The organism is Pseudomonas sp. Irchel 3H7 (assembly GCF_900187605.1).
Taxonomy (GTDB): domain Bacteria; phylum Pseudomonadota; class Gammaproteobacteria; order Pseudomonadales; family Pseudomonadaceae; genus Aquipseudomonas.
In genome coordinates this window covers 54,739-77,127 of record NZ_FYEA01000006.1, presented here as the reverse complement: position 1 = coordinate 77,127, position 22,389 = coordinate 54,739, and the positions used below count along the sequence as shown (strand labels likewise).

24 protein-coding genes are annotated in these 22,389 nt (G+C 59.4%); 4 read left to right on the top strand and 20 right to left on the bottom strand.

The genetic code is table 11. The features are described from left to right. Nucleotides 1–2: 2 nt before the first annotated feature. From CKW38_RS12765 to CKW38_RS12725, 9 genes are all read right to left on the bottom strand, one after another. On the bottom strand, nt 3–1,313 hold the full coding sequence (locus CKW38_RS12765) for an MFS transporter (RefSeq protein WP_007908328.1): 1,311 nt from the start codon (nt 1,311–1,313) through the stop codon (nt 3–5). Nucleotides 1,314–1,487: 174 nt separating this feature from the next. Next, on the bottom strand, nt 1,488–2,636 hold the full coding sequence (dgoD, locus tag CKW38_RS12760; protein WP_095112897.1) for a galactonate dehydratase: 1,149 nt from the start codon (nt 2,634–2,636) through the stop codon (nt 1,488–1,490). Between the two features lie 47 nt (nt 2,637–2,683). Next, nucleotides 2,684–3,304 (bottom strand): 2-dehydro-3-deoxy-6-phosphogalactonate aldolase, encoded by a 621-nt coding sequence (locus CKW38_RS12755; protein ID WP_095112896.1) that lies wholly within the window; start codon nt 3,302–3,304, stop codon nt 2,684–2,686. Between the two features lie 19 nt (nt 3,305–3,323). After that, entirely contained in the window at nt 3,324–4,313 is a 990-nt protein-coding gene (locus CKW38_RS12750) for a 2-dehydro-3-deoxygalactonokinase (protein ID WP_095112895.1), read from the bottom strand. Between the two features lie 154 nt (nt 4,314–4,467). Continuing rightward, nucleotides 4,468–4,989, bottom strand: a complete 522-nt coding sequence (locus tag CKW38_RS12745) for a hypothetical protein (RefSeq protein ID WP_007908321.1) — start codon at nt 4,987–4,989, stop codon at nt 4,468–4,470. A 1-nt stretch (nt 4,990) separates the two neighbouring features. Beyond that, complete coding sequence (locus tag CKW38_RS12740) at nt 4,991–5,719, bottom strand: hypothetical protein (protein WP_007908319.1); 729 nt, start codon at nt 5,717–5,719, stop codon at nt 4,991–4,993. A 5-nt stretch (nt 5,720–5,724) separates the two neighbouring features. Next, on the bottom strand, nt 5,725–6,219 hold the full coding sequence (locus tag CKW38_RS12735; protein WP_095112894.1) for a PAAR domain-containing protein: 495 nt from the start codon (nt 6,217–6,219) through the stop codon (nt 5,725–5,727). Beyond that, a complete protein-coding gene (locus CKW38_RS12730; protein ID WP_095112893.1) occupies nt 6,216–6,878 on the bottom strand; it encodes a hypothetical protein in 663 nt (220 codons plus the stop codon). Before CKW38_RS12730 ends, CKW38_RS12735 begins: the two co-directional genes overlap by 4 nt. Before the next feature lie 159 nt (nt 6,879–7,037). Next, entirely contained in the window at nt 7,038–7,517 is a 480-nt protein-coding gene (locus CKW38_RS12725; protein WP_007908312.1) for a GNAT family N-acetyltransferase, read from the bottom strand. 226 nt (nt 7,518–7,743) lie between these two features. Here CKW38_RS12725 and CKW38_RS12720 point away from each other — a divergent pair, with 226 nt between their 5' ends. The 4 genes from CKW38_RS12720 to CKW38_RS12705 all read left to right on the top strand — a co-directional run bounded on the left by CKW38_RS12720 (nt 7,744) and on the right by CKW38_RS12705 (nt 10,429). Further along, nucleotides 7,744–8,397, top strand: a complete 654-nt coding sequence (locus CKW38_RS12720; protein ID WP_095112892.1) for an HD domain-containing protein — start codon at nt 7,744–7,746, stop codon at nt 8,395–8,397. Nucleotides 8,398–8,506: 109 nt separating this feature from the next. After that, nucleotides 8,507–9,760, top strand: coding sequence for an MFS transporter (locus tag CKW38_RS12715; protein WP_095112891.1), 1,254 nt, complete (start codon nt 8,507–8,509; stop codon nt 9,758–9,760). 25 nt (nt 9,761–9,785) lie between these two features. Then, a complete protein-coding gene (locus tag CKW38_RS12710) occupies nt 9,786–10,127 on the top strand; it encodes a hypothetical protein (RefSeq protein WP_007908306.1) in 342 nt (113 codons plus the stop codon). A 44-nt stretch (nt 10,128–10,171) separates the two neighbouring features. Next, on the top strand, nt 10,172–10,429 hold the full coding sequence (locus CKW38_RS12705) for a hypothetical protein (protein ID WP_016986009.1): 258 nt from the start codon (nt 10,172–10,174) through the stop codon (nt 10,427–10,429). A 166-nt stretch (nt 10,430–10,595) separates the two neighbouring features. On the opposite strand, the gene CKW38_RS12700 is transcribed toward CKW38_RS12705, so the two are convergent. From CKW38_RS12700 to CKW38_RS12650, 11 genes are all read right to left on the bottom strand, one after another. Further along, nucleotides 10,596–11,525, bottom strand: a complete 930-nt coding sequence (locus CKW38_RS12700; RefSeq protein ID WP_095112890.1) for a PfkB family carbohydrate kinase — start codon at nt 11,523–11,525, stop codon at nt 10,596–10,598. Then, on the bottom strand, nt 11,518–12,984 hold the full coding sequence (locus tag CKW38_RS12695; protein WP_095112889.1) for a cytosine permease: 1,467 nt from the start codon (nt 12,982–12,984) through the stop codon (nt 11,518–11,520). Before CKW38_RS12695 ends, CKW38_RS12700 begins: the two co-directional genes overlap by 8 nt. A gap of 159 nt (nt 12,985–13,143) precedes the next feature. Then, the gene (locus CKW38_RS12690; protein WP_095112888.1) at nt 13,144–14,142 is read right to left on the bottom strand and encodes an ADP-ribosylglycohydrolase family protein; all 999 of its coding nucleotides are present in this window, start codon (nt 14,140–14,142) and stop codon (nt 13,144–13,146) included. Next, complete coding sequence (locus CKW38_RS12685) at nt 14,139–14,852, bottom strand: GntR family transcriptional regulator (protein WP_007908297.1); 714 nt, start codon at nt 14,850–14,852, stop codon at nt 14,139–14,141. Before CKW38_RS12685 ends, CKW38_RS12690 begins: the two co-directional genes overlap by 4 nt. A gap of 298 nt (nt 14,853–15,150) precedes the next feature. After that, nucleotides 15,151–16,119 (bottom strand): L-arabinose ABC transporter permease AraH, encoded by a 969-nt coding sequence (gene araH, locus CKW38_RS12680; RefSeq protein WP_042704903.1) that lies wholly within the window; start codon nt 16,117–16,119, stop codon nt 15,151–15,153. 12 nt (nt 16,120–16,131) lie between these two features. Next, complete coding sequence (gene araG, locus CKW38_RS12675) at nt 16,132–17,676, bottom strand: L-arabinose ABC transporter ATP-binding protein AraG (protein WP_007908292.1); 1,545 nt, start codon at nt 17,674–17,676, stop codon at nt 16,132–16,134. A gap of 53 nt (nt 17,677–17,729) precedes the next feature. Continuing rightward, nucleotides 17,730–18,734, bottom strand: a complete 1,005-nt coding sequence (locus CKW38_RS12670; RefSeq protein WP_007908290.1) for a substrate-binding domain-containing protein — start codon at nt 18,732–18,734, stop codon at nt 17,730–17,732. A 136-nt stretch (nt 18,735–18,870) separates the two neighbouring features. Next, nucleotides 18,871–19,689, bottom strand: coding sequence for an SDR family oxidoreductase (locus tag CKW38_RS12665; RefSeq protein WP_007908288.1), 819 nt, complete (start codon nt 19,687–19,689; stop codon nt 18,871–18,873). A gap of 271 nt (nt 19,690–19,960) precedes the next feature. Further along, a complete protein-coding gene (locus CKW38_RS12660; protein ID WP_007908286.1) occupies nt 19,961–20,836 on the bottom strand; it encodes an SMP-30/gluconolactonase/LRE family protein in 876 nt (291 codons plus the stop codon). A gap of 132 nt (nt 20,837–20,968) precedes the next feature. Beyond that, nucleotides 20,969–21,685: a FadR/GntR family transcriptional regulator gene (locus CKW38_RS12655; protein WP_007908284.1), complete on the bottom strand. Its 717-nt coding sequence runs from the start codon at nt 21,683–21,685 to the stop codon at nt 20,969–20,971. 137 nt (nt 21,686–21,822) lie between these two features. After that, the gene (locus CKW38_RS12650) at nt 21,823–22,383 is read right to left on the bottom strand and encodes a DUF1285 domain-containing protein (RefSeq protein ID WP_095112887.1); all 561 of its coding nucleotides are present in this window, start codon (nt 22,381–22,383) and stop codon (nt 21,823–21,825) included. Between the last annotated feature and the right edge of the window lie 6 nt (nt 22,384–22,389).

Here is a 22,389-nt window from a genome sequence, read left to right as displayed (position 1 = left end):
CACTACAACTCGATACGCTCGACCTTGCCGACCAGCAGCACGTAGGACAAGGCACCGATCAAGGCGAGAACCGCGATGTAGGTGATCGCCGGCGCGAACGAATCGCCGCTGGCGAGGAAGCCGATGACGATCGGCGTGGCAATTGCCGACAGGTTGCCGATGAAATTGAACACCCCGCCGGTCAGCCCGAGCAAACGTGCTGGTGCCAAGGTCGAGACCAGCGACCAGGTAATCGAAGCCAGGCCGTTACCGAAAAATGCCAGCGCCAGGAAAGCAATCACCAGCGGCGTCGACTCGACGAAGTTGGCGCCGATGATCGAGGTGGAAATCAGCAGTCCACCAATGATCGGCAACTTGCGCGCAAAGCCGACGGTGTAGCCGCGACGAATCAGGAAGTCGGAAAAGAACCCCGAACACAACACGCCAACGAACGCGGCGAGAAACGGCAGCGACGCCAGCAGGCCTGACTTGATGAAGTCCATGCCGCGATACTTCACCAGATAAGTCGGGAACCACGTCAGGAAAAACCACAACGTTGAGTTCAGGCAGAACTGGCCGAGGTAGATGCCCCACAACTTGCGTTTGGTCAGAACGATACCGAGATCGGTCCAGCTGAATTTGGCTTTGACCTTGGCCGTTTCCTGCTGAATATCAACGAGGCCACCGCCCTCGCGGATCAAGTCGATTTCCGCTTCGTTGGCGCCTTTGAAATCCCGCGGCTCGCGATACACCGCGTACCAGATTGCTGCCCAGATGATGCCCACCGCGCCGGTTGCAACGAAGACCATGTGCCAGCCAAATTCATGTTGCAGCCAGGCCAGCACCGGAGTGAGAAATGCCAGACCGACGAACTGCCCCGACGTGTAAAAACCAATCGCCGTAGCGCGTTCACGCTCGGGAAACCAGGTCGTCACCACGCGGCTGTTGATCGGATAGGCCGGCGCTTCCAGCGCTCCGACCGCCATGCGCAATACGAACAAAGCAATGAAACTGGCGGCGAAACCGAGCATCACCGTAGCAATCGACCACAGCAGCAATGCGACGCTGTAAAGAATGCGCGGCGGCACACGATCAACCAGCCAGCCGCCGGGGATCTGCATGGCAGCGTAGGTCCAGCCGAACGCGGAGAAAATCAGGCCGACGTGAATCGGGTCGATACCCAGATCACTGGTCAGCGCGGGGGCGGCAATCGACAGGTTGCTGCGGTCGAGGTAGTTGATGACCACGGTGATAAACAGCAACACCATGATGAAAAACCGCTTACGGCTAGGAGTGACTAAAGACGCCTGCCCGGTGAGGGTTTGCGGTTGCATGGGGAGAGCCTCTTTTTATGTTTATTGAGGTCGGCCTGAGGCCTGATCGTTCCCACGCTCTGCGTGGGAATGCAGCCCGGGACGTTCTGCGTCCCAAAAGCGGACGCAGAACGTCCATTGAGGCATTCCCACGCAGAGCGTGGGGACGATCTCATCGGGTGTGTCAGGCAGTACTCACCACTCGGCAAAGCTGCCATCGGCATGACGCCAGATCGGGTTGCGCCAGCGGTGGCCAACCGCCGCGCGCTCAATCACGTATTCCTCGTTGATCTCGATGCCCAACCCCGGCCCGTTCGGAATCTTCACAAAGCCTTTGTCGTAATCGAACACCCGCGGATCCTTCACGTAGTCGAGCAAGTCGTTGCTCTCGTTGTAATGGATGCCCAGGCTCTGCTCCTGGATAAACGCGTTGTAACAAGCCGCGTCCAGTTGCAAACACGCCGCCAGCGCAATCGGCCCCAGCGGGCAATGCAGCGCCAGCGCGACGTCGTAGGCTTCAGCCATGTTGGCGATCTTGCGGGTTTCGGTGATGCCGCCGGCGTGGGAAGCATCCGGCTGGATGATGTCGACGTAGCCTTCGCTCAACACGCGTTTAAAGTCCCAACGCGAGAACAGCCGCTCACCGAGAGCAATCGGCGTGCTGGTCAGCGGCGCCAGCTCTTTCAACGCTTCGTAGTTTTCGCTGAGCACCGGCTCTTCGATAAACATCAATTTGTACGGATCGAGTTCCTTCATCAGCACCTTGGCCATCGGCTTGTGCACGCGGCCATGGAAGTCGACGCCGATGCCGACGTTCGGCCCGACCGCGTCACGTACGGCGGCAACGTTGGCCAGCGCCAGATCGACTTTTTCGAAGGTGTCGAGGAATTGCAGTTCTTCGGTGCCGTTCATTTTCACCGCGGTGAAACCACGGTTCACCGCCTCTTTCGCCGCACGCGCGGTGTCGGCCGGACGATCGCCGCCAATCCACGAATACACACGAATCTTGTCGCGCACCTGACCACCGAGCAGATCACTCACCGACACCCCGAGGGCCTTGCCCTTGATGTCCCACAGCGCCTGATCGATACCGGCCAGTGCGCTCATGTGGATGGCGCCGCCACGGTAGAAACCGCCGCGATACAGCACGGTCCAGATGTCTTCGATGTTGCGTGGGTCTTTGCCGATCAGGTAGTCGGACAATTCTTCGACGGCAGCCGCAACGGTGTGGGCGCGGCCTTCGACCACAGGCTCGCCCCAACCGGTCACGCCCTCATCGGTTTCGACCTTGAGAAAGCACCAGCGCGGCGGGACGATGAAGGTGGTGAGTTTGGTGATTTTCATCTTTTTGTCTCTCTTATAGATGTAGCGCACGCAGCGCCAAAAAAGTCTTAGCGAAGGGCCTTCCACGCGGCCACGTAGGCCTTGGCATTCACCGCCACCTGCTCCGCCGTCATGCCCGGTTTGAACAGACCGGAGCCGAGACCGAAACCCTTCACGCCAGCGTCGATAAACGCCTGCATGTTGTCCGGCGTGATACCGCCGACCGGCGCCAGCACCGTCCCCGCCGGCAACACCGCAAGCCAGGCTTTGACGACCGCCGGGCCCATCTGCTCGGCCGGGAACAGCTTGAGAATGTCCGCGCCCTCCGCCAGCGCCGCGAACGCTTCGGTCGGTGTGGCAACGCCCGGCGACAGGAACAGCCCCGCCGCTTTCGCCGCGCGCAACACTTTGGCGTCGCTGTGCGGCATGACGATCACTTGCCCGCCGGCCTCTTTCACCAACTCGACCTGTTCCGGGGTCAACACTGTGCCGGCACCAATCAGGCAATCGGCGGGCAAGGTCGTGCGCAGGATGCGGATACTTTCGTACGGCGACGGGGAATTGAGCGGTACTTCGATGACGCGAAATCCGGCCGCATACAGGACTTCTCCGACAGCGGCAGCTTCCTGCGGGTGCAGGCCACGCAGAATCGCGATCAGACCGTTTTGCGCCAATGCTTGCTTGAGCATGTCAGGCCTCCAGTCAGGGTTAACGGGATGAGGAATCGATCAGTCCGGCGGCCAGCGCCAGTTGCCACAGGCCACGCTCGGTCGCCTGCTCGGCCAGCGTCACGTTGGCGAAACCGCAGGCATCGAGGGCACGGCTGTAGCGCGCGCAGAGTTGCGCGTTGCCGATGAGGATGATCGAAGGGAGATTCCGGTTGTTGCGACGGCGACGTTGAGCGCTGGCGAGCGCCGCCAGTTCATGGCCGATCATCAGGCCGGACAGATAATCTGCCTGCGCGGTCGGGCTGAGTTCGCCGGTCAGGCCCAGGGTACGGGCGCTGAACAAGGTCGACAGCACGCCGAGCTCGCCATCTGCCGACTGCGCAACCTGCACGCCACGGTCAAACGCCTGAGCATCGAACGTCGCACTGTGCTGTTGGGTTCGGCCGAGAATGCTGTATTCACTGAGCACGGCGAATACTTCGCCGGTCATGAACGTATCGAAATGGGTGATGCAGCCATCGACCACGTCGACCCATTTCGAGTGACTGCCCGGCAGACCGATCAACAGATCGGCACCCGCCTCAATCGGCAGATTCTGCAGCACACCGAGCACTTGGGTTTCTTCGCCACGCATCACGTTCGGCAGACGCGAACGCTGGATCACCCCCGGCACGATATGCACCACGGTGCCGCGCAGGCTGACAACTATTTGTAGGGAATTTCCGAGATTGGCGACGTTCGCCGGCGTCTCGCAGTAGGCTGCTTCACGCCAGCCCTGCGCACTACCGACCATCCCGCAGGCAATTACCGGCAGATCCGGCTGCGCATCGAGCCAGTCGCCGCACGCTTCATCGAAGGCCAGTTCGAAACCATCGGCGCATTCGCGACCGTTGATGGCTCGCGGAGTCTTTGGCAGTTGCATGATCCCGGACGACAGCGCGCGCTGCTCCAGCACCACACCGCCCGCCGCGAGTTTGTAAGCACGTAATGAGGTCGTCCCCCAGTCGAGCGCGATCAATTGCGCCAGCATCGCTTCACCTGTTTTGTTTTTGGCAGTGAGTGCGATGGACTATAGCCCTCTCAGGCGCTAAATCTCAATATGTAATTTTGCATCCCATATTTTGGGATGATCACGTCTACCCACTCTCCTCGAACAGATCCGTGATTCACCGTTATCAATATCACTACTGACGCTCTATCGCCTGAACGAAAACACTGGCAGGAATATTCATTGATTTTGAGTAATACGGACCGTAAGCGTAGGCAGCAGTCCTGAATTTACATGCCACGACCTGACGCGCGCTCAATACCATCAACAGTTGTTTTTTATTGAAGTACGTACTCAGCGTTCCACCGTCCGGTGTATGCACCGCAGAGACCTCAGCCGAATACACATATGGCCCCGCAGCAGATTCATTTAATACCGCGACGACCTCCCCTTCGAGATACCGGGTCAGGTCCTGTTTTGTTTCGAAGAAGCCACTCTCATCCATTGAACAGATCAAGGCATTGCCGACCTGATGTTGGCCGGCATTGATCTCGAAGAATCGCAACAGATCAGTCATTGAACTGAAGCGGACATCCAGAAGAGCACTGTGTCCAGACTTGGTAACAGAAACAAATTCAATTTCGGTCTCTGGTAATGGCACTCTTTTTGCGCACGAAGCACACAAACAAAGAACTAGAATTGCAAGCAACACTCGCATGTCAAGACTCCAGATATTTGATCATTTTTTCAGCGATGAGATCACATGCGGACTGTTCGCCAAGAATCCTCGCCTTGAACATTACGCCTGCATCTTCGTGGTTGGTGTCTACCGCTTTATTGATATCAGGACCCGAGCTCATGACCCAGCGTTCTCCCATCTCGGCGACATCATCGGACTGATTGGGTTTCGCCGGTGCAGCCAATATATTGATCCAGTACTCTGCACCAGGCTTCGGGGTGGTGGCGTAAATGTCTGAAATCAGCCAGACACCCAGTCCGCCGCCCACTGGATCAAGCGTGACCAAGGACTTCACCGTAAATCCCTGTTCTTTGAGTATGGCTGCCAGATGAGCGCCGTTCCATCCTCCCAGACTGTGACCGACGATACTTATATAAATTGATTTATCACCTTTCAGATAACTCAGCACATACTTTTCTATGTCTTTCTTGCCGCGCACATCCTTATAACTAAGGTACACCGACTTTATTTTTCCAATTTGCGCGTCGCTGAATTTTTTAGGCAATAAAACCTGCGCACTGGTTACGTTACCGTGAGGTGGTTGATCTTGATAATACGGTTCCTTGTCTCCAGCACCGCCGATGAAAAACACGACGATTTTTTTGATTTTGATTGCCACAGCTTTTACAGTCTGGTCGGTTTTGCAAGTCAACTCATGACTCACCACCTCGTTTTTGCAATCTTTGAGTGCAGGGTTTGCGACTTCCATTTCGATCACTCTACAAACAGTTTTATGGTTTCGGCCAAATGAGAGCTGACCATATGAGTAAAGCCCTGCTCATTGGTGATCCCATGTTCCATGCTGCCATCGCCCCGTTGAATCACATAGGGATGATCGGGCACGGGCTCGCCAGTTGCTTCATTAACCACTTGCAACCTGTCCGTAAAATGCACTGGCATCGGCAACAACCCGCTAAAAGCCGCCCCGCCGCCGCTCTGGCCAATAATCACCGTCCCCGAACCACCGACCACGACATTGCCGTGACCTCCAGTGCTATCGAGCGTGGCGGCATTCAGGCCGTTGATGAAAACCGTGCCGGAAACGGCCCCGGTAATCGGACTGCCGCACGCCGATTTATCGGTCATGCGCGCGGCGGCGAGGCCGTCGAAGAAGACGTTCGGCGAGCCGGAAACAATCGGGTTGGTGCCATGGCCTGGCAATGGGCAGGCGGTCGGGTCGGTGACGCGTGCAGCGGGTTTACCACTCAATTCAAAGCTCCTTGCTTCAGGGGTTCCGGGTGCAGCTGATGAATATCGATGTCGGTCGCGGCGAAGCGCCAGCGGTTGTCGACGGGGTCGAACAGGGCGTGGCAATGCTCACGGCTGTCGGGTGATGCGGCGGTTTGCAGGTGTCGCCAGGCTTCGTCGGTTTGCCATGCCAGTTCAGCCGGCGAGGCGTCGTCGAGTTCGTTGAGCCAGGCGTTGTAGTGGCGCAGGTGATTACGCTCGTAAGTCGATTGCAGCAGTTCAGCCATTTGTGCGCCGAGGTCGAGATGATGCTGGGCCGTCCACTGGCCGATCTCGGAATAGACGTACCAGCCCATCGGCATCAACCCGCGGTCCTTGAGCAGCGAATGCCCGACAGGGGCGACGAAACCGCAACAGACGTGCAGCGTCAGCCAGCCTTGATGAGCGTCGATAAACGCCGTCGGATCGAAGGTGCGCAGCGGTATCACGCGGTAATCGGCGAGCCCGGCACTGCGGGTCATCAACTCGGCATCAAGGCGTGACACGAACGCACGAATGGCCGTGCCGCCCGTGCTGTTCGTCGTACAGAGAATATCGACCGGTTGACGCTGGGGGTTGTCGCTTGAGCCTGAGTTCTTCACCAGGCCATACAGACGCATTGACGCCCGTAGTCCGCTCATCGCTGGTCACTCGTTGACGCAGCGAAAGCTCCACGGGCGTGGAGAAATTGTGCCAGAGGCATTGCAGGTGTCGTCCGTGAGTGCGCAAAAATGGCGCGTAGAATGCCGGACTAGAGCGCTGGCGACAATCGAATTACTGCTGGATTGCCATCATTGCGATCAGCCTTCAGCAAACTCACGCAGGACCTGGCCATCCATGCGGTAGCGCACCCACTCTTCCTGAGGTTGCGCGCCGAGGGATTTGTAGAATTCGATCGCCGGCGTGTTCCAGTCGAGCACGCTCCATTCGAAGCGGCCGCAGTCGTTGTCGCAGGCGATTTTCGCCAAGTGACGCAACAAGGTTTTGCCAGCACCGCCGCCGCGCTGTTCGGGGGTGATGTAGAGGTCTTCGAGGTACAGGCAGTTGCTGCCCAGCCAGGTCGAGTAGCTGAAGAAGAACACGGCGAAACCGATCGGCAGCCCGTCACGCAGGCAGATCAGACCGTGGGCGGTGGCGCCTTCGCCGAACAGGCTGCGCTCGATGTCGGCAACGCTGGCGATGACTTCGTGGCGGGCCTTTTCGAAATCGGCGAGTTCAGTGATGAAGGCGAGGATTTGCGGGGCATCGCTGGGGGTCGCCGGGCGGATTTCGATCGTCATGGACGGGCCTTGTCGGAAAAAGGAAAACGCCATACTAAGGTGGTGAGCGGCGCTCGTCACATGGCAAAACACACACTACCCTGCGCAATGTTGCAAACACTGCAGTTCCCTGTGGGAGCGAGCCTGCTCGCGAAAGCGGACTGTCAGTGACATTGCGGTGACTGATACTGCCTCTTCGCGAGCAGGCTCGCTCCCACAGGAACTGAGACAATCTGAAAGGATGCTTATGAACTTAGATAGTTTTACGCCCGTGGCGGCACTGGCAGCAGAGTTACTGCCGTACGCATTGGAGCCGTCCGACGACGGCGCCCACGACCTCGCCCACTTGCAGCGCGTCTGGCACAACGTGCGTACGCTGCATGAAGAAGAAGGCGGTGATCTGGAGGTGCTACTCGCTGCGGTGCTCCTGCACGATTGCGTGGCTGTCGAGAAAAACTCGCCACTGCGCGCGCAAGCCTCGCGTCTGGCGGCAGAAAAGGCTTCATCGGTGCTCGCCGAAATGACCTGGCCCAGCGAAAAAATCACGGCCGTCGCCCACGCCATCGAAGCCCACAGTTTCTCCGCCAACATCACTCCGCGCACCCTCGAAGCGAAAATCGTCCAGGACGCCGACCGCCTCGACTCACTGGGCATGCTCGGTGTCGCCCGAACCTTTTACATCGCCGGACGCATGGGTTCGGCGCTGTACGACCCGCAGGATCCCGAAGCGAAACAACGCGGTTACGATGACACGCGTTTTTGCCTCGATCATTTCCAGACCAAGCTGCTGCACCTCGCCGACGGTTTCCAGACAGACGCTGGCCAGCGTCTGGCGCAGGTCCGTCATCAACGCCTGAAAGGTTTCATGGAACAATTCAAGGAAGAGATCGGCATTGCCTGAGCGTTACTCCGGCGCGCAGCGATCCTGACTTCGCCAACCTCAGACCTAATCCGCCGGCCCGCTGTGTTAAACAGATGACGCTGAATTTTTCCGGTCAAGGAACCGCGTCATGTCGCAAGCAACACCCACGATATCGAGCAAGCTGTTCGGCCTTTTCTGCCTCGCCAGTTATCTGGTGTCGTTGTCCTACGGTTCGACATTTTTGCTGTCGCTGCTGATCGGTTCACGCGGCGGCAATGAGCACGATGCGGGGAGTGTGATTTCGGCGGCGATGGTCAGTACGTTTGTCGCGGTGCTGGTGTCCGGGCATTTGTCGGACTGGCTCGGGGCGGCGCGTTCGATTGCAGTGTTCGGGCTGTTGCTGGTGGCGGCGAGCCTGGGTTTTGCGCTGACGCCGGGGTTCGGTCATTTGCTGCTGTTTTTCGGTTTGTTGTTGGGATTGGGCTGGGGCGTTTTTTACACCTTGGGACCGATTATCGTTGCCAGTCTGGTGACGCCGGCGCAGCGGGCCAAATATTTCGCCTTGCTGTCCGGCAGCATGATGACCGGCATCGGCAGCGGGCCATTACTGGGTCGTGCGGCGAGTGCATTGGGGTTGCCGGTGACCTCGGCATTTTATCTGGCGGCGTTGGCAAGCCTGATTGGTGTGCTGCTGCTCTGGCAGCTTGGCGCAAAACTGAAAAGTACCCAAGCCACAACCGCGGCAAGAATCACCTGGCAGACGACCACTCAAGTGCTCGGTTCACGCGCCCTGTTTCCGATCATCATGGTCGGTCTCGGCGGTTGCGTATTCGGTGGCCTGTCGAGTTTTCAGACAAGTTATGCCGCCGCCCTTTCGCTGGATTATTCGTTGTTCTTTCTCGGTTTCATGAGTGCCGCGATCAGCAGTCGGATGCTGATCTCGGGATATGTCGTCAAGCGTGATCCATTACGCGCATCGTGCCTGCTGTCGGGACTGATGCTGGGTTCGATTGTGCTGTTCGCGTTCGGTGTGCACAGCGGATTCAGCTATCTGTTGGCGGCGCTGATGCTCGGCGTCGGTTATGGCCTGACCTATTCGGTGATCAACGGCCTCGCCGCCAACGAAGCACCGGCCGGCACCACATCGCAGGCGTTGTTGCTGTTCAGTCTTTCGTACTTCATCGGTGTATTTGGTTTCCCGCTATTGGCCGGGAAAATCATCGTCGAGCACGGCATGAGCACGCTGCTTTTGACGGTATTGCTCGTCGCGTTGGCCAACTGGCTGATCACCCTTGGCCGCTTGCTCTGGCGACGGATCAGTCTGAAATCGGCGCAGGCAATCCAGACCGTTCGTCGTTCATCAGGCACCAATTCGATCAGCAGGCAGACCAACGACAGGTAAGGATTCCAATCACTGGAGATGCCCTATGATCCCGTCAAGGTTGACTGCTTTCGTATTCAGCGCCCTGCTCTGCCCTGCGGTTTTCGCCGCATCCGCCACCGCTGCGGGCACCGGCCCTACCGATCCTACCCCACCCCGCGCACCCGCCATCAACAGTGCCCCCGGCATGAACACCGATGGCTCGGGCGTGCCGTTGATCAATCAACCGCCCGCCACCGGCACCGATCCGCGCACTCAGGGCAGTGACCCGGGTCGTCAGGGCGGCATGAACACCCCCGACGCCCCCGCCACGCCAGACAACGCGGGCCCCGGCGTCGGTTCCAAAACCACCACCGGTGGCTCCGGTTCCGAAGGCTCCGGTCAGTAGTTCGCCGACGCGAGCGTCCTATTCACATCCATGAAGAGGTACCCATGAACGTCGATAAAAACCTGGAAAAAGAAGTCCTCACCCGCCTGCTGCATGCCCATCCGAGTGGTCTGGGCAAGGAGGTGCTGGACAATTACCGGGGCGAGAAAGTCGTGGCCAGCGCCCTCGCCGCCCTGCAGGATCGCGGATTGATTCACCATGGTCATGTGACCTGCAACGAGGCTGGCGAGCATTCGTTGAACCTGCCGATCAAGCTCAGTGCCGCCGGCGTTGAGGCGGCGCGCAAGCTGGATCTGCAGTAGTCCTGCGGTCGCTCGTTGCCGATGCGGCGAGCGGCCAATTCAAGTTTTGACTTGAGGCTGATGGCCTAATCGCTGGCAAGCCAGCTCCCACAGGAACCGGGGTGTACACAAATGTGTGTTCACCAAAAAAACTTGTGGGAGCTGGCTTGCCAGCGATGGCGGTAGATCAGGCGCCGCCGGACTCGCGGAAAAACGCATCCACTTCAGTCGCACCCGGTGAAGTCGCCGGCCCCCAGCGCGTCACCGCCAGCGCCGCTGCAGCATTCGCCCGCCGCGCTGCTTCATGGGCAGACAAGCCCTGCGCCAATCCGGCGACGAACACCCCGGCATGGGCATCACCGGCGCCATTGCTGTCCACCGCTTTCACGACAAACCCCGGCACATGCCGACGCTCGTTGGCCTGTTGAATCCAGCAACCCTGCGGCCCGTCGCGCACCACCATCAACACCTCGTTGGGCAGATGCTCAGCGAGACGATCCAGCGCCACGCCAATATCCTCAGCGCCGGTAAACCGCAGCGCTTCAACACTGTTGCTGGTCCACACATCGATGCGCGGCAGCAACGCTTTCATCAGCGGCGAGTCCGGTGATTCAACCAACGGGCCCGGATCGAACACCACGTTGATTGTCGCCGGCAACGCCAATGTCCAATCGAGCAACGCCTGCGCCTTACCCTCGTGGAGCAGGCTGTAGCCGCTCAGATAAACGTAATCGCCCGCCTCGGCCGCGACGCTGTTCAAATCCTCTTCAGTCACTTCACCTTCAGCGCCGATATAGGAAATAAAGCTGCGCTCGGCCGACGCATCGGTCAGCGCCACACACAAACCGGTGTCTTTCATTGCGGGTTCGGTGATGCCGATGTGAATCCCCTCGGCATTCATCGCCTGACGCGCCAGATCGCCGAAACGTCCGGTGCCATGCCGGCCAAGATAAACCACCGGCAAGCCATTACGTACCGCCGCTGCCATTACATTGAAACCGCCACCGGCTTCGAAACCGGCCGACTGCGCGAGCACGTCACCGCCAATCTGCGGCAGTTCATCCACGGCCATGACCAGGTCGATGATGACCTGGCCGGTGTGCAACATCTTAGGCATGAGCATTCTCGGTTGGCGTGGCGCGGCGATCTTTCGCCCCGCCCAGTACACAGTAAATCCCACCAGCGACGACGAAGGTCACAATCCAGCCGAGGCCGTTGTGGCCCAGCCACGAATCAGACAGAAAGCCTTTGAACCAGACGTTCTCGGCAGTGGTGCCGATGGTGGTGAAGCTGAAGCCGAGGACGATGGCAATCGCCCAGGCGCCGAATGCACGCCACTCGATGCCGCCGCGATACCAATAAGCGCTGCTCGGGCTGACGTCGAGCAGGTCTTTCGGGCTGTAGTAGTGACGGTGAATCAAGTCGACGACAAAGATCCCGACCCACGCGGTGATCGGCACCGCCAGCAGGGAAATGAACGTGATAAACGGGCCGTAGAAGCTGTCGGCGATCAGCATGAAGTAGATCGAACCGGCGAAGATCGCAACGATGTCGACCACCACCGCGTAGACGCGTTTGACCTTCAGGCCGAGGGTCAGCGTGGTCAAACCGGCGGAATACACCGACAGGTTGTTCGACAGCAACAGGCCACCGAATGCGGTGATCAGGTACGGCACCGCCATCCAGGCTGGCAGCATGTCGCGGATTGCCACGATCGGGTCAGTCGCCGAAGCAAGATCGTTATTGCCCACCGACAGCAAACCGCCGAGGGTGATCAGCAACACCAGCGGAATCCCCGCACCGAACGCGGCGGACGCGACCAGACGCACAGCCTTGACGCTGCGGTGCTGGTAGCGCGACATGTCGGCACCCGCGTTGGCCCAGCCAATCCCGGTGCCGGCAGCCATGGTGCCGATACCGATGATCATTGCGCTCATCGGCGCTGGCGTGGCGTTGAATACCGCGCTCCAGTCGATGGTCGCGCAGAGGAAGCCACCGACCAGAATGTTCAGCGCACCGAAGACGTAGGTCGCCCACTTCTGGATGACCAGCAAGGTTGCATGACCGAGGCCGGACACCGACAGGGTCAGCAGGACGAAAATGGCGATGAAGATCAGCGTCAGCACTGGCGCACTTTTCGCTTCGACCGGCGAACCGAACAGGATTGAGCACAGCGACAGCAGCACGAATGCAGCGGTGGTGGTGTTGACGGTTTCCCAACCGAGACGCGACATCAGCGAGACCAGTGTCGGGCCGATATTGCCGCGCACGCCGAAGATCGCTCGCGACAACGTCAGGCTCGGTGCGCGGCCACGACGGCCGGCAATCGAGATGATCCCGACCACGGCAAACGAACCGGCGGCACCGATGATTGCGACGATGATTGCCTGCCAGATCGCCAACCCGCGAAACGCGACCAACGTGGCACCCAGCGGCAGACCGAGGATGGAGATGTTGGCAGCGAACCAGACCCAGAACAATTGCAGCGGATGGCCGTTGCACTCGGCTTCCGGCACCGGCTCGATGCCGCGGGTTTCCAGTTGCCCGGCGCTTTGCCCGGCGGATGATGAACTCATGAAGGTGCTCCTGTTTGCCTTTTTTGTGGTTGTGGCAATGATGCAAAACGACAAGACATCGCGGCCTTCCTCGGCCTGTCTGCGCGATCCATTGCGGGTTGAAAATTCGAAAATTGCGCTGCGCCTATCGCTGGCAAGCCAGCGATGGCGTCAGTTCAATCAGCGCAAAGCCAACAGCCCCTGCACCAACGGCTCAAGCTCCAGATGATTAACGGCCTTCACCGTCTCGATCATCGCGCCAGGCCAACACTCAAGACCCAGGCAGGCCCCCAGCATCGCCCCGAGAATCGCCGCGATGGTGTCAGTGTCGCCGCCCAGACTCGCCGCCATGCACAGCGCATCGAACGCACTCATCTCACCGACCGCCACTTGCTGCGCCAGTGCGAACGAGACCACCACCGACTCCTGCGACGCCACCGAAGTGCCGATCACGTCGTAGAGCAGATCGGCCAGTAAAGCCTTGTCGCTATCAACACTGATGGTGCGCGCCCAACTGATCCGCGAGGCAATACGCCCACCGGCGACCCAGTGCCCGTGCGCCTCGGCTTGCTGAGCGATGTGCTGACCAAGGTTCAGCGCCTCGCCCAAGTCCACGCCATTGATGCCAGCAGACACCACCGCCGCCACCGCCGCCGCACTGGAAATCCCCAGCGTGGTGTTGTGGGTCACCTGACAGGCCTGCACCACCGCCGCAATAAAGCGCTCGGGATCGGCAACATCTGCCGCGATCCCCACCGGCGTGATGCGCATCGCCGCGCCGTTGGTGGTGCCGTAACGTCCGGCTTCTTCCGGCGAATGGCCGGCGAGAATCATTTCAATGGCGCGCTTGGTCGACGGCCCGAGCAAATCCTGCGAGCCCTTGGCCTGCATCTCGGCTTCCCACTTGATCAGGCGTTGCGCGAGGATCGCCGGCTCGATGCGGCCCTTGCCTTCGATCAGCAACTCGCCGACCAGAATCGCCTGTTCGGTGTCGTCGGTGATCGAACCTTTGGGCATGTTCGCGGCGATCGGTTGCAACGGACCGGCGTCCTGCAGATCGGTGATCTGGCCGAAACGGGTCTTGATGGTTTCGCGGTTCAGCGATTGCGTCGGCATGCCCAGCGCATCACCGAGGGCCAGGCCATAGAAAGCGCCGAGGGCACGGTTGAGCGCGGTCATTTCGATTCTCCAAATTGCAGGTGCAGACGAAAATGCACCGGGTCGAGCAGGCTTTCGACCAGCTCCATGAAACGGTTCTGGCGGTCGTAGGTAGTGCGCAGCGCTTTGAGGAAAACGGTGCCGACCGGGCGCCCGAGCAGTTCAGCATCTTCGGCATTCAGCGGCTCGGCGCCGATCCATTGATCGCCGCGCTCGCCGATGTAGCCGTACGCGGCCAGGGTGATGGTCAGGGAGTTGTCGATCAGGCCGACGCGCGGCAGGCTTTCCAGGCCGCCAGTCGCTGGCATCAAAGAGCGTTCGAGGGACACCAGCGTACCTTCGTTGGAGCGGCGGCGACGGTCGAGGGTGATGAATTGGTCAGTGCCAAACCGCGATAGCAGGTCTGGCCGGGTCACAGCTTCCAGGCGCAGCACTTCGGTGTTGATCATCGCCCCGCTATCGGCCAAGGCCTGTGCCCAGCCGCTGCGCTGGTCGAGGGCGACACCGTCGAAAGTGACGATGGAACCGACGCCGCTTTGCGTGGCGATGTAATTGCGCCGTTTCAGTTCGGCCAGCGCTTCGCGCAGCGTGCCTCGGCTGACTTGGAATTCTTGAGCCAACTGATGCTCGCCGGGCAACAGAAAGCCGTCCTCCATGAGGCCGCTCTCGATGCGCCGGACGAGTTCGTCGACCACCCGTTGTTTCTTGTCAAATCGTACCTGTCTAATCATGTACAAATTGATACCCGAAACGGGCACGGGCGGGCAAGGAATATTTGGGGATAGTGACGAAAGGCGGGAGAATCAAAAGCCCCTCACCCTAGCCCTCTCCCGGAGGGAGAGGGGACTGAATGGGGGATGCTCAAGAGGTACGCCGACCTGAAAGTGCTTTGCCGAATCCACAATCCACCCGAAAGAGCTTTGCCGAATACATAATCGACGAGGTCTTTCAGGTCGACGGATTACGCAAGACACCTCGGTCGGCCCCCTCTCCCTCCGGGAGAGGGCTGGGGTGAGGGGCTCTTGATTTTTAGCGTTGTTTGAGGCGGTCGATCACCACCGCCAGCAAAAGGATCGAACCACGGATAACGTATTGGTAGAAGGTATCAATGTTCTTCAGGTTCATCGCATTCTCGATGATCGCCAAAATCAACACCCCGGCAATCACATGCCGGATCATGCCGATCCCGCCGCTCAACGACACCCCGCCCAACACGCAAGCCGAGATCACCGTCAGTTCAAAACCCTGACCAATCATCGGCTGCCCCGAGGTCATCCGCGACGCCAGAATCACCCCGGCCAACGCACCAATCACCCCATGCACGGCGAAGATAATGATCTTGGTCCGATCAACATTCACACCCGCGAGCAACGCCGCTTCCTGGTTGCCACCGATGGCCATGGTGTTGCGTCCGTAGGTGGTGTAATTCAGCAGCCAGCCAAAAAACAGAAAGCAGACGATGGTGATCAGAATCGGCACCGGCACGCCAAACAGCTGGCCGTTACCGAAGACGAAGAACGATTCCTGCGACACGCCCACCGCCTTGCCGTTGGCAAAGATGTAAGCCAGACCGCGAACAATCTGCATGGTCGCCAACGTGGTGATCAACGCATTGACGCGCAACTTGGCGATCACGATCCCGTTGATCAGCCCGACAATCAGGCCCATTACCAACGCCGCGCTGACACCGAGAAACACGCTGTTGGTGTCGCGCATCACCACCGCCGCGACCACGCCGGCGCAGGCAATCACCGAGCCTACCGACAAGTCGAAATGCCCCGACGCCAGGCAGTACAACATCGTGCACGCGGCGATCCCGGTGGTGGAAATCGCCAGGCCCAGGCCACGCATGTTCAGCGGCGAAAGGAAGTTGTCGATCAGCAGCGTGCAGGCAATGAAAATGCCGATCGCCGCCAGCAGCATGACCCAGTCATCGAGGAAGCGGCGCATGTCCAAAGGTTTGCGCTCTTTGGGCAGGGTTTCGTTTTGGGTTGTCATCATAGTCACCTCTCAGTTCGCCACGCCGTCAGCGCGGTGGCGCGGCAAAGCCATTTGCAGCAGGTTGGATTCATTGGCCTGGTCACGGCTGATTTCGCCGCGCAGAGCGCCTTCACAGAGCACCAGAATGCGGTCGGAAATGCCCATCACTTCCATCAGGTCGCTGGACACCACGATCACTGAAATGCCCTCGGCAGCGAGGTTATGGATGATCTGGTAGATCTCCGCTTTCGCACCGATATCGATGCCGCGCGTCGGTTCGTCGAGCAACAGGACCTTCATCGGCATCGACAGCCAGCGACCGAGAATGGCCTTCTGCTGATTGCCGCCGGACAGAAATTTGATCTGCTGACCGGCATGCGGGGTTTTCACCTTCAGCGCCTTGATCTGTTTGTCGGCGTTGCCCTTTTCCCACAAACCGCGAATCAGGCAACCGAGGCCAGAGTTGGCGCCGCGGGCACTGATGTTGATGTTCTCGGCAACGCTGGCGAGCGGGATGATGCCCTCCTTCTTGCGATCTTCCGGGCACAGCAGAACCCCGGCGGCAATCGCATCGCGCGGTGAGCGCAACTTCAGTTCGTGACCGCGCAGTTCGAGGCGTCCGGCCGTCATGCGCTCAAGGCCACTGAGCAGGCGAAACAGCTCGGTGCGCCCTGCCCCGACCAGTCCGAACAAGCCAAGGATTTCGCCTTTGTGCGCCTCGAAACTGATCGGCTCGCGCAGGCCCGGGCCGAGCAGGCCGGCGACCTTCAGCGCGACGGCGCCGCGTGGACGATGGCGGTAATCGTAGATGTCCTGAATGTCGCGCCCGACCATGCAGGTCACCAGTTGATCGTGGGTCAACTGGCTCATGTCGTCGAAGGTGCGCACGTAGCGACCGTCCTTGAACACCGTCACCGCGTCGCAGATGCGGAACACTTCTTCCATGCGATGCGAGACGTAAAGCACGACTTTGCCTTCGTCACGCAGGCGCCCGATGATCGCCATCAAGCGGTCGATCTCACGGGCCGAGAGGCTGCTGGTCGGTTCGTCGAAAGCGATCACATGGGCGCCGCGCGACAGCGCTTTGGCGATTTCCACCAGTTGTCGCTGGCCGAGAGACAAGCGTCCGACCTTGGTTTGCGGATCGATTTCATCCGCCAGACCTTTCAGGCAATTCAACGCTTGCTGGCGCAGGGCACCGCGATTGATCAAACCGAAACTGGCCGGCAGATGGCCGAGAAACAGGTTTTCGGCGACGGTCATTTCCGGCACCAGATGCAGCTCCTGGTGAATCACCGCGACGCCGCTGCCGATACTGTCAGCCGTCGACTTGAACGCCATGGTCTGCTCGCCGATCTGCAACTCGCCACTGCTCGGGATGTAAGCGCCGCCGAGGATTTTCAGCAGGGTCGATTTGCCGGCGCCGTTCTCGCCCATCAAGGCATGAACCTGGCCGGGATGGGCGACAAAGCTGATTGCGTCCAGCGCTTTCACGCCAGGAAAGGTTTTGCCGATCCCGTTGAAGCGCAGGCTGCCGCCGGAGCTGTGTTGTTGTGTTTGTACTTGCGCGTGCATAAAGCCACCTCTTCACACCGAAAAACGGCCCGGCTGCCCGGGCCGTCGCTGCATCAGTTCCACAAGCCGATTTTTTCCAGCTCTTGCTTGAAGTTCTCGCGGGTGATCAGGGTGACGTCGTCCATCGCGGTGTACTTTGGCGGTTCTTTGCCGGTGGTGACCCACTCGAACATCATCTCTGCGGTTTTGTAGCCTTCGATGTGCGGGCTTGGCAGCATCGAGCCAAAGAAACCGCTGTTAGGTTTTTTCAGTTCGCCGATGGCGTCGGTGCCGTTGATGCCGATGCCGATCACGTTGGCCGCCGCGAAACCGGCCGCTTCAGTGGCGCGCACGCCGCCGAGCACGGTGTTGTCGTTCATGCCGCCGATGATCAGGTTTTTTGCGCCGCTCGGCAGTTTCACCAAAGCCGAGTTGGTGGCGTCCATGCTGCCCGGTACGTCGAGGGTTTTCAGCGCGGCGAACAGAATGTGATCTTTCGGCATGCCGGCGTCTTCGAGGGATTTCACCGAGCCGTCGGTGCGTTTCTTGCCGGTGTCGAGTTCGTTGTAGGTGTTGACCACCGCGTAGGTGTCTTTCCAGTCCCAGTTACGCTTCTTCGCTTCGGCGACCATGGCATTGCCCTGCTTCTGGCCAACTTCGAACGCGGCCATGCCGAGGTACGGCACGTCTTCCATGAATTTGCCGTTGGCGTCGACGAAACGGTCATCGACGGCAATCACTTTCAGGTCATTGAGTTTGGCTTTGGCCATGATCGCCGGGCCGAGCGAGACATCCGGCGGGCAGATCACGAAGCCTTTGGCGCCGTTGGCCGCCAGACTGTCGATCGCCGAGAGGGTCTTCTCGCCATCCGGCACGGCGATCTTGATCAGTTCGAAGCCCTTGTCCTTGGCGGCTTTCTCGGCGAAAGCCCACTCGGTCTGGAACCACGGTTCTTCAGCCTGTTTCACCAGAAAACCGATTTTCACAGTATCGGCAGCGAGCAGCGCACTGCTCAGGCTGAACGCGGTGACCGCCAGAGCGGTACTGCACAGGGTACGAATCCCGAAACGACGTTTCATAAGCTGACTCCTTGTTATTTTTTTTGAGCAATGTTTGAAAAACGTTAAAGCGTGTTCCTGCAAAATCTTCTGACAATAGTCATATCGTATGATGATTGGATTGCAAACGGATTTATCCGCGTGAAAGCCACTGTGCTCAGTCGTGGTACATCACCGAGCGACCACCATCGATGGTGATGCATGATGCATTGATGAACGGTGCTTCATCGCTGGCCAGAAACACCGCCGTCATCGCCACTTCGAGCGGCTGACCGATGCGTTTCGGCGGGTGCAGATCGAAGGCGCGCTGACGCTCGGCGTGCGGGTTGGCGAAACCGTTCCAGTAATCGACGTTCAGTTGCGTTTCGATATAGCCCGGGGCGATGGCGTTGACGCGAATGCCTTTCGCGGCGTACTCGATGCCAAGTGCGCGGGTCAGGCCGAGCAAACCGTGTTTGGCCACCGGGTACGGGAAGCAGCCGGGAATGATGTGGCTGGAATGGGTCGACGCGATATTGATGATGCTGCCAATGCCCTGTTCGATCATCTGCGGCAGTACCGCTTTACAACCGAACCAGGCACCGTCCAGATCGATGGCGAAACAACGATGCCAGTCTTCTTCGGTCATTTGCAGCGGATCGCGGAACACATTGACCCCGGCGCAGTTGACCAGCACATCGATGCGTCCGTGTAGCGCAACGGCGCGTTTGGCCATGGCGTGCAGATCAGGCTGATGCGAGACATCCGCCTTCAGCGCTTGCACATCGTAACCCTGCTCACGCCAATGGCCGGCAACCTGCTCGACTTTCTCGGCCTGGATATCGCTGATAACCAGTTTCGCTTGCTGCGAAGCGAAGGCCGCGACGATGGCTTCGCCGATACCTTGCGCGGCGCCGGTCAGCAGCACGACCTTGTTTTTCAGACGCTCGCCCTTCGGCGGTGCGGGCACCGGCGGCAGGGAAAGAGGTTCAGCCATGGATCAGGACTCCTGTTTCGCAGGCACAAAAAAACCGGGCATCTGCCGATGTCCGGTCTGGAAGGCGGTTTGAACGAAACAGGCAGGCGCGGCCGACGGCATCGAGCCGTTGCGAGACGCGGACTCCACGCGGGAGTGCGATAGACATTCGCTGCATCACTTCACCTGTTTTGTTCTTTTTAAGTGTGAGTGCGTGTTACTGCTGGAGCCGACTATAAACCCGACCGCCGAATAATCTCAATATATAATTTTGCATCCCATATTTTGGGATTTAATCCGCAAACCGCGTACAGAGTTTTCCTGCAACATCCACGCGCATCGACAGCACTGCGCCATCCAATGGATGGTTGTGCGGGCTCTGGGCGCTGGTGATGAACAGGGTTTTCAGGTCTTCACCGCCGAATACACAACTGGTCGGGCGGCTGACAGGCAGATCGATTTTGCGCTCGACCTTGCCATCAGGTGTCAGCCGCAGCAGGCAACTGCCGTCCCAACGGGCATTCCAGATGTAGCCTTCGGCGTCCATCGCAGAACCGTCCGGGCCACCCTGCTGGTCGGGGCCGTACCAGACTTGCGCAGCATCAAGGTTGCCGTCGGCGTGAATAAAATAGCGATACAGCGTGTCATCGAGACTGTCACCGAACAGGACTGTGGTGCCGTCGTCGCTCCACAGCAGCGTGTTGGGAATGCCCAGGCCGCGCAGCAATGGCGTGACACGTTTATCCGGATCAATGCGGAACAGGCCACCGGAACGACGGGTGATCGGCAGATCTTCGCCGTTCTCGCCGATGTTGTTTTGCATAGTGCCGAGCCACAAACGACCCTGGCCATCGCAGCGCGCTTCGTTGGGGCGATTGCCGGGTTGCGGGTCGGCGACGCAGAACAGCGTCAGTCGCGGTTCGAGGCCTGGGGAGTCGAGATCGAGGCGATAGACGCCGCTACTCAGGGTCACCAGTGCGTCACCGCTGGCGCAGGGGATGAACGCGGAAACGTGTTCAGGCATCTGCCAGATCTGTACGTTCTGACCGATCAAGCGCAGCGCCTGTTTGCCGGCGATATCGACCCAGTACAACGCCTGGGTCGGCGCGTCCCAGAACGGGCCTTCACCGAGTTGAGCGCGGTGTTGGGTCAGGGCGGTCCACGGCATATAACGGTCTCCATTGTTCTTGTTTTAACTGTAGGAGTGAGCCTGCTCGCGATCGCGGTGGACCAGTCGAAGCTACTTTGCCTGATACGACGCTATCGCGAGCAGGCTCACTCCTACAGTGGATCTGTGTATTCAGCTGGCTTTTTTGTCGGCCATGACTTTCGGGTAGAAGCGTTTGATCGCCAAGTCCGCGTTGTCGATCAGGGTCATGCACGCCCACACGCCGCGCGCAGAATCGCGGGCGGCGATGGCATCGGCCATGTCCTTGTGGATGGGTAGCGTACGGCGCAGTTCATCCGGGTCAGCGGCGGAGACTTCGAACGACACCGCCAGCAATGCGCCGAGGGCCGGGACCATTTGTTCGATGAATTGATTGTGGCTGGCGGCGAGAATGCATTCGTGGAAGAACTGGTCGGCGCGGTTGTAATCGGTGCCGCTGTCGACCGCGCGCTCAAGGGCGTTATAGGCCAGTTGCACCGCTTCGATCTGGTCCAGGGTCGCCCGCTCGCAAGCCCAGCGCACGGCCATCGGTTCGATAGTGCGGCGCAGGTCGAGCAAGTCATCGACAAAGTTTTCCGGCAGCCCGTTGCGCGACAGCCAACCGACGACTTGCGGATCAAACAGGTTCCAGCGCCGCACCGGCAATACGCGCGTGCCGACTTTCGGCCCGACTTCGAGCATGCCTTTGGCGACGAGGGTTTTGATTGCTTCGCGGATCACGGTGCGGCTGACACCGAGCTGTTCGCCGAGATCGGCCTCGACCTTGATGGTCTGCCCGGGTTTGACTTGGCCAGCGGCGATCCAGCTGCCGAGCCAGTCGACCGTCGACGCGTGAAAGCTGCTGGACATGAACACCTCAAAGCGGATTGCGATGGGTGATTAAGCTAATCATCATATGATTAGGTGTCAACGACAAAAAAAGATCGCAGCCTTCGGCAGCTCCTACAGATGTACGCCATGTAGGAGCTGCCGAAGGCTGCGATCCTTTAAGGTTCGAGGCCGATGCGGAAGAACTCGCCGCCACTCCACACACCGAGCCAACGCTGCCCGTCGATTTCGCGGCTGACCGCCAGTTCCACCAGTTGATAGAACACATTTCGGTGGATCAGCGCTTCAAGGTTGGTACGCACATGCACGTAAGGCGCGGGTTCTTGCGTTGTCGGATCAATCTCGACGCGGATCGGATGCTCCGGCCCCGCTTCGGCTGTTTCCTCGACGTTGGTGGTGAAGCGCAACAGCTGCGCCTCCCCTTCGCCTTCAACCTCGACGGCAATCGCCACAAACGGCGCGTCGTCGACCTTGATCCCGACCTTCTCGACCGGAGTGATCAGGAAATAATCATCGCCATCGCGGCGCATGATCGTGGAGAACAATTTGACCATCGGCTTGCGCCCGATCGGCGTGCCCAGGTAATACCAGGTGCCATCGCGGGCGATGCGCATGTCGATGTCGCCGCAGAAGTCCGGGTTCCACAAGTGCACCGGCGGCAAGCCTTTGGTTTTCGGGATCTGTCCCAACAGGTCATTGGCTTTTTGCGGGCCACTCATGGCGTT

Excerpts from the sequence above, each read along its gene's own strand:
- CKW38_RS12745 (WP_007908321.1), bottom strand. The coding sequence starts at position 4,989 with ATGCGAGTGTTGCTTGCAATTCTAGTTCTTTGTTTGTGTGCTTCGTGC.
- CKW38_RS12650 (WP_095112887.1), bottom strand. The coding sequence starts at position 22,383 with ATGAGTGGCCCGCAAAAAGCCAATGACCTGTTGGGACAGATCCCGAAA.
- CKW38_RS12730 (WP_095112893.1), bottom strand. The coding sequence starts at position 6,878 with ATGAGCGGACTACGGGCGTCAATGCGTCTGTATGGCCTGGTGAAGAAC.
- CKW38_RS12695 (WP_095112889.1), bottom strand. The coding sequence starts at position 12,984 with ATGAGTTCATCATCCGCCGGGCAAAGCGCCGGGCAACTGGAAACCCGC.
- CKW38_RS12670 (WP_007908290.1), bottom strand. The coding sequence starts at position 18,734 with ATGAAACGTCGTTTCGGGATTCGTACCCTGTGCAGTACCGCTCTGGCG.
- CKW38_RS12725 (WP_007908312.1), bottom strand. The coding sequence starts at position 7,517 with ATGACGATCGAAATCCGCCCGGCGACCCCCAGCGATGCCCCGCAAATC.
- araG (WP_007908292.1), bottom strand. The coding sequence starts at position 17,676 with ATGCACGCGCAAGTACAAACACAACAACACAGCTCCGGCGGCAGCCTG.
- CKW38_RS12740 (WP_007908319.1), bottom strand. The coding sequence starts at position 5,719 with ATGGAAGTCGCAAACCCTGCACTCAAAGATTGCAAAAACGAGGTGGTG.
- CKW38_RS12700 (WP_095112890.1), bottom strand. The coding sequence starts at position 11,525 with ATGCCTAAGATGTTGCACACCGGCCAGGTCATCATCGACCTGGTCATG.
- CKW38_RS12655 (WP_007908284.1), bottom strand. The coding sequence starts at position 21,685 with ATGTCCAGCAGCTTTCACGCGTCGACGGTCGACTGGCTCGGCAGCTGG.
- CKW38_RS12720 (WP_095112892.1), top strand. The coding sequence starts at position 7,744 with ATGAACTTAGATAGTTTTACGCCCGTGGCGGCACTGGCAGCAGAGTTA.
- araH (WP_042704903.1), bottom strand. The coding sequence starts at position 16,119 with ATGACAACCCAAAACGAAACCCTGCCCAAAGAGCGCAAACCTTTGGAC.
- CKW38_RS12765 (WP_007908328.1), bottom strand. The coding sequence starts at position 1,313 with ATGCAACCGCAAACCCTCACCGGGCAGGCGTCTTTAGTCACTCCTAGC.
- dgoD (WP_095112897.1), bottom strand. The coding sequence starts at position 2,636 with ATGAAAATCACCAAACTCACCACCTTCATCGTCCCGCCGCGCTGGTGC.
- CKW38_RS12690 (WP_095112888.1), bottom strand. The coding sequence starts at position 14,142 with ATGACCGCGCTCAACCGTGCCCTCGGCGCTTTCTATGGCCTGGCCCTC.
- CKW38_RS12705 (WP_016986009.1), top strand. The coding sequence starts at position 10,172 with ATGAACGTCGATAAAAACCTGGAAAAAGAAGTCCTCACCCGCCTGCTG.
- CKW38_RS12710 (WP_007908306.1), top strand. The coding sequence starts at position 9,786 with ATGATCCCGTCAAGGTTGACTGCTTTCGTATTCAGCGCCCTGCTCTGC.
- CKW38_RS12665 (WP_007908288.1), bottom strand. The coding sequence starts at position 19,689 with ATGGCTGAACCTCTTTCCCTGCCGCCGGTGCCCGCACCGCCGAAGGGC.
- CKW38_RS12750 (WP_095112895.1), bottom strand. The coding sequence starts at position 4,313 with ATGCTGGCGCAATTGATCGCGCTCGACTGGGGGACGACCTCATTACGT.
- CKW38_RS12715 (WP_095112891.1), top strand. The coding sequence starts at position 8,507 with ATGTCGCAAGCAACACCCACGATATCGAGCAAGCTGTTCGGCCTTTTC.
- CKW38_RS12755 (WP_095112896.1), bottom strand. The coding sequence starts at position 3,304 with ATGCTCAAGCAAGCATTGGCGCAAAACGGTCTGATCGCGATTCTGCGT.
- CKW38_RS12660 (WP_007908286.1), bottom strand. The coding sequence starts at position 20,836 with ATGCCGTGGACCGCCCTGACCCAACACCGCGCTCAACTCGGTGAAGGC.
- CKW38_RS12685 (WP_007908297.1), bottom strand. The coding sequence starts at position 14,852 with ATGATTAGACAGGTACGATTTGACAAGAAACAACGGGTGGTCGACGAA.